This is a genomic window from Thalassospira sp. UBA848, assembly GCF_002295455.1.
Lineage (GTDB): Bacteria > Pseudomonadota > Alphaproteobacteria > Rhodospirillales > Thalassospiraceae > Thalassospira.
In genome coordinates, this window is sequence record NZ_DBGS01000142.1 from 1 (window position 1) to 15,515 (window position 15,515).

The 15,515-nt window shown below is 56.3% G+C and carries 9 protein-coding genes and 1 pseudogene; 3 read left to right on the plus strand and 7 right to left on the minus strand.

Features of this window, described 5'->3' with window-relative positions:
* From B2R48_RS19625 to mutS, 4 genes and pseudogenes are all read right to left on the minus strand, one after another.
* Positions 1-287, minus strand: a pseudogene (locus tag B2R48_RS19625) (tryptophan--tRNA ligase); the annotation flags it as partial.
* A gap of 162 nt (positions 288-449) precedes the next feature.
* Positions 450-2,000 (minus strand): murein biosynthesis integral membrane protein MurJ, encoded by a 1,551-nt coding sequence (murJ, locus tag B2R48_RS19630; protein WP_297003658.1) that lies wholly within the window; start codon positions 1,998-2,000, stop codon positions 450-452.
* A 543-nt stretch (positions 2,001-2,543) separates the two neighbouring features.
* Positions 2,544-5,285, minus strand: a complete 2,742-nt coding sequence (locus B2R48_RS19635) for a [protein-PII] uridylyltransferase (protein WP_297003660.1) — start codon at positions 5,283-5,285, stop codon at positions 2,544-2,546.
* A 5-nt stretch (positions 5,286-5,290) separates the two neighbouring features.
* Positions 5,291-8,017 carry a DNA mismatch repair protein MutS gene (mutS, locus tag B2R48_RS19640; RefSeq protein ID WP_297003662.1) on the minus strand — a complete coding sequence of 909 codons (2,727 nt, stop codon included), beginning with the start codon at positions 8,015-8,017 and terminating at the stop codon, positions 5,291-5,293.
* A gap of 173 nt (positions 8,018-8,190) precedes the next feature.
* Between mutS and B2R48_RS19645 the strand changes: the two genes are divergently transcribed.
* From B2R48_RS19645 to B2R48_RS19655, 3 genes are all read left to right on the plus strand, one after another.
* Positions 8,191-8,691: a hypothetical protein gene (locus B2R48_RS19645; protein ID WP_062957040.1), complete on the plus strand. Its 501-nt coding sequence runs from the start codon at positions 8,191-8,193 to the stop codon at positions 8,689-8,691.
* A 511-nt stretch (positions 8,692-9,202) separates the two neighbouring features.
* The gene (locus tag B2R48_RS19650; RefSeq protein WP_062957039.1) at positions 9,203-11,470 is read left to right on the plus strand and encodes an NADP-dependent malic enzyme; all 2,268 of its coding nucleotides are present in this window, start codon (positions 9,203-9,205) and stop codon (positions 11,468-11,470) included.
* Between the two features lie 483 nt (positions 11,471-11,953).
* Positions 11,954-12,412, plus strand: coding sequence for a hypothetical protein (locus B2R48_RS19655; RefSeq protein WP_297003667.1), 459 nt, complete (start codon positions 11,954-11,956; stop codon positions 12,410-12,412).
* An 80-nt stretch (positions 12,413-12,492) separates the two neighbouring features.
* Here B2R48_RS19655 and B2R48_RS19660 read toward each other — a convergent pair whose 3' ends face one another.
* The 3 genes from B2R48_RS19660 to B2R48_RS19670 all read right to left on the minus strand — a co-directional run bounded on the left by B2R48_RS19660 (position 12,493) and on the right by B2R48_RS19670 (position 15,469).
* A complete protein-coding gene (locus B2R48_RS19660; protein WP_297003668.1) occupies positions 12,493-13,482 on the minus strand; it encodes a glucosaminidase domain-containing protein in 990 nt (329 codons plus the stop codon).
* Positions 13,483-13,762: 280 nt separating this feature from the next.
* On the minus strand, positions 13,763-14,332 hold the full coding sequence (locus tag B2R48_RS19665; RefSeq protein ID WP_062957036.1) for a NifU family protein: 570 nt from the start codon (positions 14,330-14,332) through the stop codon (positions 13,763-13,765).
* A gap of 162 nt (positions 14,333-14,494) precedes the next feature.
* A complete protein-coding gene (locus B2R48_RS19670) occupies positions 14,495-15,469 on the minus strand; it encodes a DUF2333 family protein (RefSeq protein WP_062957035.1) in 975 nt (324 codons plus the stop codon).
* Positions 15,470-15,515: the final 46 nt, after the last annotated feature.

Here is a 15,515-nt window from a genome sequence, read left to right on the forward strand (position 1 = left end):
ACACAGTTAAAGATCCAGGCCAGTTCGGCGTGGGCGGAAACCTGACTTTGGTTAAACAGCACCTGATTTTCCGGATCAATGCCCGAAGCAATCATGCTGGCCGCCAGTTCGCGGATGTTGGAACGCAGTTCCTTGGGGTCTTGCCAGACCGTGATGGCATGCATATCGACCACGCAGAAGATGCATTCATATTTCTTCTGCAGTTCGACCCAGTTGCGGATCGCGCCAAGATAGTTGCCAAGGTGAAGGTTACCGGTGGGCTGAGCGCCCGAAAACACACGTTCCATAACGTCGTCGTCCATTTCAATTTATGTTTAACAGGGCCTGCATACTCCGCCAGGTTTTGGACACCCGCCGGCGGACGAGCATGCAAGCAAACAGCGCGCGAGTTTAGGGTCTGGCCCGATTTGGTCAAGCTGCTTGTCAGGAAACGCGCCGAATAATTGTGATCAGGCGGGTTTTCCACGCTTAAGTGTCGATTTCAACTCGGAAAAGCTGGTCGCGCCAAGCAGTTGGGCGCTGACCGCATAGACAGCCATGCCCCCGCCAACACAGATCGCCATGGTGATGATCCGCGTGATCGAAAGCGCGTCATTTTGCCAGAAGGCATCAATGGCAAACCAAAGTACCGACCCCATCAAGGCGGAAGCCAGAAGAATGCGCGGCACACGTTTTAAAAGGCGGGCATCAAATGTCAGGTCACCGCGCCGACGCAAAAGGAAGCCAAGCGACATAGCATTGACCCACACCGAGACAGAGGTGGCCGCAGCAATACCGAGATGGCCGAACCATGGCATCAAAACCACGATCAGAACGATGTTGAGCACCATGCAGGAAATGCCAATGCGGATCGGTGTTTTGGTGTCTTCGCGCGCAAAGAAGCCCGGTGCCAGCACCTTGACCAGAACCGAGGCCGGCAAGCCAAAGGCAAAAACGGTCAGCGCCATGCCGGTCATAAGGGTTTCCTCGGATCCAAAGGCGCCGCGTTCAAACAGGACGTTGATCACCGGCAGGCCCATGACACCAAGGGCAACCGCCGCAGGCAAGGTCAGAAGGAGGGCGATTTCAATGCCGCGATTCTGGCTATACATCGCGGTTTTGGGATCATCGCCCTGCAATTGGCGCGACAGCGTCGGCAAAAGGGCGGTGCCAATGGCAATGCCGATCACGCCAAGCGGCAGTTGCTGAACGCGATCGGCGTAATACAGCCACGAAACTGCGCCATCAGATACAAGGGACGCCAGCATGGTGTCGATCAGAAGATTGATCTGATAAACGCCTGCCCCGATCATGCCCGGGATCATGCGTTTGCCCAGAAGCTTGATCCGGTCATCAACGCGTGGCAGCTGCCATTTGATGGCAAAACCGGCCCGCTTGCAGGCAATCACCATGGCAACGAATTGTGCCACGCCCGCAATCGCGACCCCCCAAGCAAGGGCATGGGCCGGTGTTTCGGTGACCGGGGTCAGGCCAAGCAAGGCACCGATCAGGCAGATATTGAGAATGATCGGGGCGGCTGCGGCCGCAGCATAGCGATGGAGCGTATTCATCACGCCTGACATCAGCGCAACGGCGGAAATAAACGCAAGATACGGGAAGGTGATGCGCGACAGTTCGACGGCGAGCGCGAATTTTTCCGGGTCTTCGGCAAAACCCGGCGCAAACACATACATCGCCCAGGGCATCAGGATTTCGATGATTGCGACCAGAAAGCCGGTGATCAGAACCAGCATCGACATGGCGCGCGCAGCAAATTCGCGGGCGATATCCAGACCGCGTTTTTCAATGTCGCCAGCCAGAAGCGGGATGAAGGCTGCGGAAAACGCGCCTTCGCCAAACAGGCGGCGAAACAGGTTGGGGAACTTGAACGCCACGAAGAACGCATCGGCCATGCCCCCGGCACCGAGCATCCCGGCGATCAGAATGTCGCGGCAAAATCCCAGCAAACGGGACAGCAAGGTAAAACCACTGACGGTGGCAATAGAGCGGACAAGCGACATGCGTTGGCGTTCCGAATCAGGGCGTCTTTAAAAAGGCCGACAAGGTGTCTGGCAATTGCGGCGAATTTTGCGGGCGGTCCCGCACATGTGAGAAAATCTGACAGCCGAAAGTGAAGAAGTCGTAATGACGGGCACTTACAGGCGGCGCTTATATCGCATTTTTGTGAAAGTGATTGAATCAGGTGATTTTTTTGCATCCCCTGTGACAGCCGTCACAGAAAAAGCGTTGCAGAGGACCTAAATTCGATCTCGCTGAGGATTCGTTGGGACGCGAGCCTCGATATTGGACGGGCGGGGAATACAGGGATCCACCTCAACCTGCTGCACTCCGAGGATTTCGACACCGTGGATAACAGGTCACGCTGTCGGATTTGGTTTTACCCTTCCTCGTCCGTCGCAATTTCCAAAACATAATTCGAGCACCGTACCGGCCAAGTTGGTCGGGACAGCCGGATCTGACCCATACCGTGGCGTTGCTGATGGTAGCGCATGGGTATTGGGTCGATCCGGTTTGTGCGCATCTTTTATCCTGAAAGACCGGGATCAGTCGTTGCGAATCGCCTGCGTCAGGGTTTCCTTGACCTGGACAAACTTGGTGCGGCTGTCGATCTTGAGCCCGAAGACATCCTTTACATAGAAAACGTCAACCGCGCGCTCGCCAAAGGTGGAAATCCGGGCCGAGGCGATTTGCATGGACAGATCGCGCAGCGCACGTGTGATGTCATAGAGCAGTCCCAGTCTGTCGCGCGCGGTGATTTCAATCACCGTATGGGTGCGGCTGGCCTTGTTGTCGATAATGACATTGGGCTCGACCTTGAACACGGCCGTGCGGTGCTTGTTGTCCTTGGTCTGGCGGCGTTCGATTTCCTGACTGGGGCGAATCTGCCCGGAAATGACCTTTTCCAGTGTGTCGCGCAGGCGATCAAGTTTGGTGCTGTCGTTAAAGGCCTCACCATTGGTGTCCTGCACGAAAAAGGTATCAAGTGCCATGCCATCGGCAAGGGTGAGGATCTTTGCATCGACCACGTTGGCGCCACACAGCGCCATTGCGCCTGCAATCTGGGAAAACAGGCCGGGATGGTCCGTGCAATGCACAGTGATTTCGGTGGCGTCGATTTCGGTATCGATTCGCACATCGACCGTGATATCGGCCCCGGATTCACGGGCCTTGTGCGTCAGGTGTGCGTGATGAACGTGAATATCGGTATCGAAACTCAGCCAATAGGACGGATAGCCGCGCTCGATGAAGTCTTCGATATCCTGTTCCGGCCAGTCTTTCAGCGCATCGCGAAGCGCTGCTTGTGCATTTGCAACGCGCGAATCGCGGCTATCGGCATTCAGACCCCCCGAGAGCATGTCATCAGTGGCGTAGTAAAGTTCGCGCAGAAGGGTCGCCTTCCAGCCATTCCAGACATTGGGGCCGACCGCACGGATATCGGCCACCGTCAGGCACAGCAACAGGCGCAAGCGTTCCTGGGATTGCACCAGATCGGCAAAGGCGCGAATGGTGCTGGGATCATTCAGATCACGCTTGAACGCCGTCAGGCTCATCCACAGATGCGCCTTGACCAGCCAGGCGACCGCCTCGGTATCAGCCGGGGACAGCCCCAGACGCGGGCACAGCTTTTCGGCGACTTCGGCACCCAGTTCGGAATGGTCACCACCGCGTCCCTTGGCGATATCATGCAAGAGCACGGCGACATAAAGGACGCGCCGTGAAATCACCTGACCCATGATGCGGGTCGCGACGGGGGCGTCTTCGGCAAGTTCGCCACTTTCAATCTGATTGAGGATGCCGATGGCGCGGATGGTATGCTCGTCCACGGTATAGGTGTGGTACATGTCATACTGCATCTGGGCAACGACACGGCCGAAATCGGGGATAAAACGCCCCAGAACCCCGGCCTCGTTCATTTTACGAAGCGCAACGTCCGGGCTGTCGCGCTGGGTGAGGATTTCAAGGAAAACCTCGTTGGCGTCGGGATCGTTTTGCAGCTTGTGATCAACGTATTTCAGGCTTTGTGTCACCCAGCGGAGCGTTTCGGGGTGAATGCCCACACCGTTTTGATGGGCGACCAGAAACAGGCGCAGGATCTTGATCGGGTCCTTTTTGAAGACATCAAGGCTTTCGACCGTCAGGCGGTCATTGCGCAATTCAAACCCGTCAATTTCCTTGGTGCCAAACAGCTTGCCGGGAAAGCGGATCAGCGGGCGGCGCTGATGGCTTTCTTCAAGGGCGGCACAGAAGATGCGCGTCAGATTCCCGACATGCTTCACCATCAGATAATAGTGCTTCATGAAGCGTTCGACGCCAGATGCCCCGGCATGATCGGTATAGCCAAGCCGTTCGGCAATTTCGCGCTGCATGTCAAAGGTCAGACGGTCTTCTTCGCGATCAGACAGGTAATGCAACCAGCAACGCACGGCCCAAAGGAAGTTCTGTGCCTTCAGGAAGCCGCGCGCCTCCTTGCGGGTCAGGACCTTGAGTTCGACCAGCTCCATCGGGGAGTTGACCCGATACAGGTATTTGCCGATCCAGAACAGGGTATGGAGATCGCGCAAGCCGCCTTTGCCATCCTTGACGTTGGGTTCAACCACATAGCGTGAATCCCCCATCCGTGTATGGCGTTCGTCACGTTCGCCAAGCTTCTTTTCGATGAATTCGATGCCGCTGCCCTTGACCAGCTCTTCGATGAAGCGGGTTCGGAACTGCTTGTAGGTTTCTTCATCCCCCCAGACAAAGCGGCTTTCAAGCAGATTGGTGCGAATGGTGATGTCCTGTTTGCCCATGCGCAGGCAATCATCGACCGAGCGCGTCGCATGGCCGACCTTAAGGCCCAGATCCCACAGCATATAAAGAATGAATTCGACAACCTGTTCACCATGCGCGGTCTGTTTGTAGGGGAACAGAAACAGGATATCGACATCCGAATGCGGCGCCATATCGCCCCGGCCATAGCCGCCGACGGCCACCACCGACATGCGCTGTTCATTGGTCGGATTGTGCAGGGGATATTCAAATGTGGTGGCAAAATCATGGATCAGACGCACGATCTGATCCATCAGGAAACTGTTGGAAAAGACCGTGTCCTGCCCGGAATTGCTTTCTTCAAAACGCGCGCGGATAACCGATCGCCCGGCCTCCAGCACCGATTTAAGCTTGTTGAGAACGGCGGTGCGCCGCTTGAAACTCTTGAGTGCGGGATCGTTGGCGATGGCCTCAAGCTCGGCAAAGACCTTTTTGCGGTCGATGATTTCGCGCTGCTTTTTGATCTTGTAGGTCACGAGGATCAGTTTCCTTTAAGCGCCCGAAGCCGATATAGCGCATCAAGCGCTTCGCGCGGGGTCATGTTATCGGGATCAAGATCGGTAACCGCATCAAGAACTGCCTTTTGACCCTCAGACAGTGCGGGCGTGTTTGCACGTTCTTCCTTGGCGGCTTGCTCGATCGCAACCGCAAACAGTGGCAGGTCATCTGCCAGTTTGGAAACAGCGCCCCCCTGTTCGCCCTTTTCTAGGGTCTTGAGAACCTGTTCGGCGCGCTTGATCACGGGTTTTGGCAGACCGGCGAGCTGGGCGACGTGAATGCCGTAAGACCGATCGGCACTGCCAGCGCCAACTTCATGAAGGAAGACGACCTCGCCCTGCCATTCCTTGATCAGCATGGTGTGACACGACAGGTGTTTGAGCTTGGCAGCCAACGCGGTCAGTTCGTGATAGTGGGTGGCGAAAAGACCACGACACTGATTGATTTCATGCAGGTTTTCAACCACAGCCCAGGCAATCGACAGGCCATCAAAGGTCGCGGTACCACGCCCGATTTCATCAAGGATAACCAGCGAACGATCGGTTGCCTGATTAAGGATCGATGCGGTTTCAACCATTTCGACCATGAAGGTGGATCGCCCGCGTGCCAGATCATCGGCCGCGCCAACACGTGAAAACAGCCGGTCTATCACCCCGATATGGGCCTTTGCCGCCGGAACAAACGCGCCGATCTGGGCCAGAACCGCAATCAATGCATTCTGACGCAGGAAGGTCGATTTACCGGCCATGTTCGGACCGGTGATCAGCCACAGGCTCTGTTCATCTTCAAGGCGGCAGTCATTGGCGACAAAGGGTGCGTCGCCATTTTCGCGCAAGGCGGCCTCGACCACCGGATGGCGGCCAGCGGTGATGTCAAAGGCAAGGCTGTCATCAATGTTGGGGCGAATACAACCCTGATCGCGGGCGAGTTCGGCCAAAGCAGCCGATACGTCAAGCCCGGCCAGAGCCTGGGCGCATTTGGCAATGTCATCGGCCTTGGCAAGAACGGCGGCGACCAGTTCGTCAAACAGTTCAAGTTCAAGGGCAAGCGCCTGATCGCCTGCCTTGGAAACCTTGCTTTCAAGTTCCGAGAGTTCGACGGTGGTAAAGCGTACCGCATTGGCCATGGTCTGGCGGTGGATGAACTCATCGACTTCCATCATCTTGTCGGCGGTCTTGGCCGATACTTCGATGAAATAGCCCAGAACGTTGTTGTGCTTGACCTTGAGGTTGGAAATGCCGGTCTGTTCGGTATAGCGGGCCTGGAGATTGGCGATCAGCTTTTTGCTTTCGCTTGAAAGCATGCGCAGCTCATCAAGTGGCGGGTGATAGCCGCCAGCAATGAAGCCACCATCGCGTGCCAGAAGCGGCAGGCTTTCGGCAATCGCGCGGCGCAACAGATCAATCAGATCGCCGTGATGGCCCATCATGGTCAAATGATCAGAAAGGGCTTCGGGCTGGGCGGTCAGGCCGTCATTGCCGCCATCGGGTTTATTCAGAAGATTGCCAATCGCAAAGGCACAAGACAGGCCATCGCGCATCGCGGCCAGATCACGCGGACCACCACGCCCGACCGACAGGCGGGACAACGCGCGTTCGATATCAGGGCATTCGCCAAGGGCGGCACGCAGATCTGATCGCAACCCATCGCGATCATGGAAATATTCCACCAGATCAAGGCGCTTGTTGACCTCGTCCGCGTTGGTCAGCGGGGCGGACAGGCGGGCGGCCAGCAAACGTGCCCCGGCACCGGTACGGGTACGGTCAATGACCGACAGCAACGATCCCTTGCGTTCGCCCGACTGGGTCTGGATCAGTTCAAGGGATCGACGGGTGGCGGCGTCGATTTCCATCGCCGCCCCCTCTGCCACGCGGGTTGGTGGGGCAAGGCGGGGCATCTGGCCCTTTTGGGTCAGTTCGACATAATCAATCAGCGCGCCAGCGGCTGAAAGCTCGGCGACCTCAAAACCGCCAAAGGCATCAAGGGCCTCGACCTCATACAGCTTTTTAAGCCTGAGCTGGGCGTTTTCCGCATCAAAGCGCGCGGTTGGCTGCGGGGTGATGATGTTTTTATATTCGGCGTAGATGTCGAACATTTCAGACCGGTTCAGCATCTTTTCCGAAAACAGGATCTCACCCGGATCAAGGCGGGCAAGGGCGGCACCGAGGCCCGCCATATCGGATGGCTGCACAAAGAAATCACCGGTCGACATATCAAGCCACGCCAGCCCGATCTTGCCGCGGACTTCTGATACGGCGGCCAGATAATTGTGGCGCCGTGCATCAAGCAGACTGTCTTCGGTAAGGGTGCCCGGCGTGATCAGGCGCACGACACCGCGTTTGACCACGGATTTGGCACCGCGTTTCTTGGCTTCGGCCGGGTCTTCCATCTGTTCACAGACGGCCACCCGGAAGCCCTTGCGGATCAGGCGCTGCAGATAGGTTTCGTGACTATGGACGGGAACACCGGCCATGGGAATTTCGTTACCTTGATGCTTGCCGCGTTTTGTCAGGGCAATATCAAGGGCTTCGGCGGCCTTGACCGCATCGTCAAAGAACAGCTCGTAGAAATCGCCCATCCGATAGAACAGCAGGCAGTCCTGATACTGTTCCTTGATTTCAAGGAACTGCATCATCATCGGCGTCGCGCCTTCCTTGGAGAAAGAAGGTGCGGTAGGTGTGGTATCGGAAGTATCGGCGATCTGGTTCATAATGACTTGATAGCAAACCCTGAAGGCAAAGACGAGAGCAGGAAACTGGCGGGGTGATAAAACTTGATCTATGCCATTGCAACGCCTGAATTTCTGCGAATATATAAAGATCGTGACCAACAACCAACTGTCGTTTCCCGCGACAGAATAACAGTGAGCAAGGAGCGTACAAAATGGCAGAAGAACAGACCATCCCGCAGGCCCCGGAACTGGTCGGACTGTTTGATACCAAGGACGGTTTCGATGCGGCTCTGCGTGCGCTCCGCGATGCCGGGTTTGAACGCACCGATCTGTCGGTTTTGAGCTCCCATGAATCCATCGACGTGGCTGGCAAGGATGGTCGGTCCTGGTCCGATGTGCTGACAGCACTTGTGGGTGAAGCCAAATATGAAGTGCCGCTGGTGGCGTCCGGTGCGATTGCATTGTTTGGTGGCGCGGCAACCGCGGCGGCTGCGATCGCGGTCGGGGCCGGTGTTGGCGCAGTCGCACTTCGTGAATTTATCGAAGAAGTGACATCCACCCCGCATACCGAGGATTTCGCCCGCGCGGTTGATGCCGGGTCTGTCATCCTTTGGGTGCGGATCGACCCGGACCATGACGGTGCCGAGGACAAGGCACGCGCCATTCTTGAAAAGAACGGGGCGACCAACATCCATATGCATATGCCGAAATAAGCTGACGAACTGTCAGGCGACAGAGTCTGGCGGCTCTGCGCGACTTTGACAGATGCCGAAACAGGAATGCGGGGGCCAGTGCCCCCGTTTTTCGTATCATGGAAAATTCACGTTATTGCGATTGCCGTGGCCGCGATTGCGCAGTGCAACAGATCATGCGCCGCATCCCGTTATTTGGCGATACCGGATTACATTGCTGAAAAACCAAGGCTTATTGCCAATCCATGCCTTGATGGGTGATCGGTCATATCTGTTTGGCCGGTAAAATATCGTCGCTAAACAGATGCGTTCTGGTGTTGATGGTGCGGCGCAACATACGGAAAACGCTACGTAATTTTGCGGTTGCCGTTAACGTCGCCTTTGACCCGCGACCCGAAGCCTGATTTATTGGGCGGTCCGACATGACGGTCCCACACCGGAAATTTGTCGATCAGGAAAATCTACACTCAAGAACAACACAGACCGATCAGGTCGATTTCCATCTCACCACGCAAGCGTCAGTGAAAACATAATGTCAGATACAGAAATCAAGGTTCGTGACCGTGAAGCGCTGCTGTTCCATTCCAGCGGGCGCCCCGGCAAAATCGAAATCACCGCATCCAAACCGCTGACCACTCAGCGCGACCTATCGCTGGCCTATTCGCCGGGTGTTGCGGTGCCGTGTCTTGAAATCGCCAAGAACCCGGCGACTGCCTATGATTATACCTCCAAGGGCAATATCGTTGCGGTCATCTCCAACGGGACGGCAGTGCTTGGCCTTGGCAATCTGGGGGCGCTGGCCTCCAAGCCGGTAATGGAAGGCAAGGCGGTTCTGTTCAAGCGCTTTGCCGATGTGGACGGGCTTGATCTTGAAGTTTCGACCGAAGACGTTGACGAGTTCGTCAATTGCGTGCGCTTTTTGGGCGCATCGTTCGGCGGGATTAACCTTGAAGACATCAAGGCCCCGGAATGCTTCATCATCGAACAGCGCCTGCGCGAGGTTATGGACATTCCGGTGTTCCATGATGACCAGCATGGCACCGCGATCATTGCGGCATCGGGCCTGATCAATGCCTGTGACCTGACGGGGCGAAAGCTTGAAGACATCAAGCTTGTCATCAATGGTGCCGGTGCGGCCGCCATTGCCTGCTGCGAGCTGGTCAAAAGCATGGGTGTCGCCCATGACAACGTGATCATGTGTGACTCGCGCGGTGTGATCTACAAGGGCCGTGAAGACGGCATGAACCAGTGGAAATCGGCCCATGCGGCAGATACCGATGCGCGTTCGCTTGAAGATGCAATGGCTGGTGCGGATGCGTTCTTTGGCCTGTCGGTAAAGGGGGCGGTGACGTCGGCCATGGTCAAAAGCATGGCCAAACAGCCGATCATCTTTGCCATGGCCAACCCGGATCCGGAGATTTCCCCGGAAGAGGTTGCCTCCATCCGTAATGACGCGATCTGCGCGACCGGGCGTTCGGACTATCCGAACCAGATCAACAACGTGCTTGGCTTCCCCTATATCTTCCGTGGTGCGCTTGATGTGCAGGCATCCACGATCAACGAGGAAATGAAGATTGCCGCCGCACAGGCCGTGGCATCCCTTGCCCGTGAAGATGTGCCTGATGAAGTGGCCGCGGCCTATTCCGGGCGTCGTTTGCAATATGGTCCGGAATATATCATCCCGGCACCGTTTGACCCGCGTCTGATCATGGCCGTGCCCAAGGCCGTGGCCCAGGCCGCCATGGATAGCGGTGTGGCGCGTCGCCCGATCATTGACATGGAAGAATATGAAAACCAGCTGCGTGGTCGCCTTGATCCGACCGCGGCACACTTGCAGCTGATTTCCGACTATGTCCGTGCGCACCCGAAACGCATTGCGTTCGCCGAGGGCGAGGAAGAAACCGTAATCCGTGCGGCGGTGGCCTATCGCAATTCGGGCTATGGCACGCCGATCCTGATCGGGCGTGAAGACCGCATTGCTGAAAGTGCCAAAAAGCTTGGCATCGAGAGCCTTGACGGGGTTGAGATCAATAACGCGGCACTTTCGGCCCATAACAGCGAATATGCCGAGTTCATGTATGAACGCCTGCAGCGCAAAGGGTATTTGTGGCGTGATTGCCAGCGCATGGTGAACCAGAAGCGTAACGTGTTTGCCTCTGTGATGGTCGCCAAGGGCCATGCCGATGGTCTGATCACCGGTCTGACCCGGAACTTCAATCGCAGCTTTGCGGATATCGCCAGCGTGATTGACGCCAAAGAGGGCGAAATCCCGATGGGTCTGTCGATTGCGATTGCCAAGGGCCGGACGGTGTTCATCGCCGATACCCGCGTTCATAACGTGCCCAATGCCGAAGAACTGGCAGAGATCGCCATTCAGGCTGCCGAGAAAGCCCGCCAGATGGGCCATGAGCCGCGTGTGGCGATGGTTTCGCACTCGACCTTTGGCAACCCGTATAGCGAGGATACCGACCGTATCCGTGAAGCGGTTGGCATTCTGGAAAACAGCAATGTTGATTTCGAGTACGATGGCGACATGGCGGTTGATGTCGCGCTCGATACCGAGCTACTGAAGCTTTATCCGTTCTGCCGCCTGTCTGGCCCGGCCAACGTTCTGGTCATGCCGGCACTCCACGCGGCAACCACGGCATCGAAGCTGCTTGACAAGCTTGGCGGGGGCACGGTGGTTGGTCCGGTGATGATCGGCATGGAAAAACCGGCCCAGATCGCCCAGATGGGGGCGACCGTGAACGATCTGGTCAACCTCGCTGCCCTTGCCGCCCACGAGGCAGAGCACGGTTAATCCGGCCAGGAAAACACATCAAAAAGGCGGGGCTGGTTTTTCAGTCTCCGCCTTTTTTCTGTTCTGGGTCTATTCGCGCTCTATTCGGGGTCTGTCGGGCGGGCGTCCGCGGGTTATTCAACAGCCTGCCCAAAGATGGCAATCGCAACGCCAATGGTTGCGATGGCAATGATCAGATCGAATATCACGTTTCTTGCCCGGACCTTCGGAAGGTGGTGTGCTGATCTTCAAGGACTGAAAAACCAGTTTGCGCTCAATAGGGAGCTGACCCTGGCATATCAAATCCGGCCTGTATTGAGGCCATGGGCACGCTCAGGCCATCAATTCGTCCGGCGCATTTTGCGCAAGCAGGTGATATCCTGACACCTCGATGCCCATATGGAGGCTTTTGAAGTTTGCATGTGACATCTGACCCGATTTTTGCCACATCATCCGGGCAAAACTTGGCAATTCAGACCAAAACCAAGAAAACAGGAACCGCTTATGGGCCCGTTGACCCGATTTTTTGCCGTTATCATGTTTTTCCCGCTGCTTGCGGCCTGTGAAGATGAACAGGTCAGCGGGCCGGCCGCTGACGAAATCACCACGGCCGTCATCGAACGGTTTCGCGACGATCCCTATGCCAAGGTCGGCCATGTGGAAAACGTGACCAAGACCAACAGCATTTCCGAAGAAGACAATGAAGTGATTGTCATGGTTCGCTATGAACTTGTCTTTGACCGCACGGTCGCGGAATTTGCCGATGACGTGTCGGAAAAAGGCAAGGCAGCCGGGTCGATGGATGAAGTCGGCAATACGGTGCGCGATGCGCTTGATCTGGTGAAGACCAAGATGCTGACCCTTAAGGAAGGCGAGTACACTGTTGGCGACCGCCGGGTGATCGAAGACGAGATCCGCCTGCTGAAATCCGAGAATGGCTGGATTTATCGCGGCGGGTCGTAAGCTTCGATAGCTTCGATCCCGGAACGTGACACAAAAAAGGGACCCGGTTTGGGTCCCTTTTTTATAGATATGGTTTCCGGTTATTCTTCGATTGAGGCCAGAACCTTGGGCGGGGGTGGCACATCACCAACCGCGAAGGTCAGGCCATCAAGTTCGTTGAGGTCATTGACGCTCATGATCGCGTGCAGGCTGTCGACATATTCAGCCCCGCGTTCGGAATATTTCGTCAGGGTTTCGGCCAGTTCCCAGCCAGTAATCATCTGGCCATCGGCGCGCAGTGCTGCACGGCGTTCGCGCAGTGACTGATAGGCCGGATGGGAATTGATGTTGCGCGCATAGGCCCGCACACTGTCCATAAGGCTGCCGAATGCCTTGATGACATGGGTTTTGCCCTCTTCGCGGCCCTTTGGCACGATGCCCTCGTCATCGCCCCAGGCCCACTGGCCAAACAGGGCGTTGCCCTGACGCACGAAGCGCGACGTTCCCCAACCGCTTTCCTCGGCCGACTGGGCAAGAATAAGCGAGGTCGGGATCACATCAATGCGTTCAAGCAGGGCCGTGATGCCGCCATCGGTGACGCGATAGCGTTTCATCTGCTGATTAACCCATTGCTGGTCCTTCGCGCTGACCGGGGTGCCGGAAATACCCTTGGCCTGAATGGCCATCAGACGTTCGCGGCGTGCGGTGATTTCTTCGTTCACCCGCATGGCCAGCGGCAGCATGATGCGCAGGAACAGCTGTTTGCGTTCATCAACCGATGCCAGTTCGCCAAGACCTTTCGGGACGCGCTTGATATAGACGCGCGGCACTTCACCCACTTCGGGCAGATGGTAATCGATGCTTTTGAAATACTGGTTAAGCGCGACCACTTCAGGGCCGCGGCGATAAACCGGTTTCTTTTTCTTGGTTTTGGTGTCTTTTGCTGTGACTTCAGCCGTCTCGGTGTCGAGACCTTCCGGAGTTGGCGAGAGATCAATTCCGGCGAAAATACCAATATACAGGAAAAATACTGCCCCGAAAATCGAGGCAAGCGCAGTATTCCTGTAGTTATTTGTTTTTGCGCTAGTCATTGTTGAATCTCCTGGATCAGTCAAACTGTCCATCCCAAGTGGAGGTTATCTATGCCTGCCGCAGCCAGTGATCGCAACGGGCAATATCCCCAAGAGTTGAAAACGCCAAGAAAACCTTTTCGTTGGGCGCAAATTTTTAACGCCCGGCGCGGGCATATGTTCGCGCCGGGCGTTCGAATTTGTTAACGACTCGTAAAATTGCCCGTGGTCAGTTCACTGGCTGGCTTTTGCCATTTGGCGCGGTGACATGACGGACAGGCCAGATCGGGGTGAACCGGTCTTATTCGGCCATGACCGGTTCGACGGCCTGAACTTCGGGCACGTAATAGCGCAGCATGTTTTCGATGCCCATCTTCAGCGTCGCGGTGCTGCTTGGGCAACCAGCGCATGCGCCGTGCATTTCAAGGAAGACCACGCCGTCTTCAAAACGGTGGAAGACGATATCACCGCCGTCCTGTGCAACCGCCGGGCGCACACGGGTATCAAGCAGTTCCTTGATCTGGCTGACCAGTTCATCATCGCCCTCGGCCGCGGAGCTGGTGCCGGTAGCCGCATTGGAATCCTGGTCAAGCACCGGCTGGCCCGAGGTGTAATGTTCCATGATCCCGCCAAGAATCTGCGGTTTCAGGGTCTGCCAGTCCTTGGAGTCATCCTTGGTGATGGTGATGAAATCACCGCCGAGGAAAACGCCAGCAATGCCATCAATTTCAAAAAGCTTGCGGGCAAGCGGTGATTTGATGGCTTCGTCACCCTTGACGAAGTTCGCAGTGCCAAGGCGGCCCATGACTTCCTCACCCGGGAGGAATTTGAGTGTCGCCGGATTCGGGGTCGGTTCTGTCTGAATGAACATTGTCGGCTTGTCCTCTCACTCTGATTGTCGGGGCTTATGCTGCCCGCTCAACAATCTCTATTTCATTTGGTTAGGCCCTAAATGGGGTAAAAAACACAAAAGATCAAGTCGCAGTGCGCAACTCAGGTATTCCATGAGCCGCAATCTGTGATCACTTTGGCGTCAGCGTTGCAGAATACTGCTGATTTCGCGCATCTGCGTACGCGCACGCAGAAGATAAAAACCAAGACCGGCAAGATGGTTCGGGAAGACGATGCCATCGGCCGACCCATTGACGACCACCATCGGATCAAGGGCGGCGGCGGCCTGAAGCGAGCCGATCATTTCCGCCCAGACCGACGCGATCTGGCGTTCATTGATGATCTGTTCGAAATCGGTGCCAAGATCACGCAAGATCAGGCTATAGGCATAAAGACGGCCCTTGGTGGCATAGAAAACATCATCGGCCGTACGATCAAAGATCGACGGGTTTTCGACCTTGTCATCAATCAGTGCCGAAGCCGAGCCAAGATCATTGGCAAAGCGGTTCAGTGTTTCCTGCAGGTTGTCGGCGCGGCGTTCAAAGACGGCCTCGCCATTCATCAGGCGCGCATTATAGCTTTCAAGCGACCGGATGGCCTGACGGTATTGCTGTTCGGAAGTGACGCCGGGCAGCAGCGAAACACCCGGATCAAACACCCATTTGTCGCCACGGAATTTCAAAAGACCGGCAGCATCATCAAGGTCCGGGTCAACCTGGCTTGACCCGCGGGTGCGGCCGATCTGATCGGACAGTTCGATGGCAAAGCGCGACAGGGCATAGACGATGCCGGTCTGGAAGTTCGGCATGTTATCAAGTGCGGCACTTGGCAGGAAGAACGGGTCATTGGCCGTCCAGCGGTTCTGGTTGACCTCGCGATCAATCAGGCCCGCCGCAGTGCTAACCGCGTGGCTGCCGCCCTGGTAGTTGCCAGAAAAGTCAGGGTTGTCATCAATATGATGCACAATCGCCATGCCAGCCGGATAATAGATCACGGCAACCAGAACGATCACACCAAGGCTGCGCGCCCAGAACTTGCCCGACCCGAAAATGGCCTTGAGTCGTGCGCCAAATCCTGCAACGCCGCCTTTTTTGTAGAGATAATCGTCTTCAATCATGGCCTGTCCTGTGAATTGATCGGGCAATTGAACCTAGGCGCTGTGC

What these genes read in the sequence shown, in the direction of transcription:
- B2R48_RS19655 (WP_297003667.1), top strand. Translation starts at nt 11,954, where the DNA reads ATGGGCCCGTTGACCCGATTTTTTGCCGTTATCATGTTTTTCCCGCTG.
- murJ (WP_297003658.1), bottom strand. Translation starts at nt 2,000, where the DNA reads ATGTCGCTTGTCCGCTCTATTGCCACCGTCAGTGGTTTTACCTTGCTG.
- B2R48_RS19650 (WP_062957039.1), top strand. Translation starts at nt 9,203, where the DNA reads ATGTCAGATACAGAAATCAAGGTTCGTGACCGTGAAGCGCTGCTGTTC.
- B2R48_RS19645 (WP_062957040.1), top strand. Translation starts at nt 8,191, where the DNA reads ATGGCAGAAGAACAGACCATCCCGCAGGCCCCGGAACTGGTCGGACTG.
- B2R48_RS19670 (WP_062957035.1), bottom strand. Translation starts at nt 15,469, where the DNA reads ATGATTGAAGACGATTATCTCTACAAAAAAGGCGGCGTTGCAGGATTT.
- mutS (WP_297003662.1), bottom strand. Translation starts at nt 8,017, where the DNA reads ATGAACCAGATCGCCGATACTTCCGATACCACACCTACCGCACCTTCT.
- B2R48_RS19660 (WP_297003668.1), bottom strand. Translation starts at nt 13,482, where the DNA reads ATGACTAGCGCAAAAACAAATAACTACAGGAATACTGCGCTTGCCTCG.
- B2R48_RS19665 (WP_062957036.1), bottom strand. Translation starts at nt 14,332, where the DNA reads ATGTTCATTCAGACAGAACCGACCCCGAATCCGGCGACACTCAAATTC.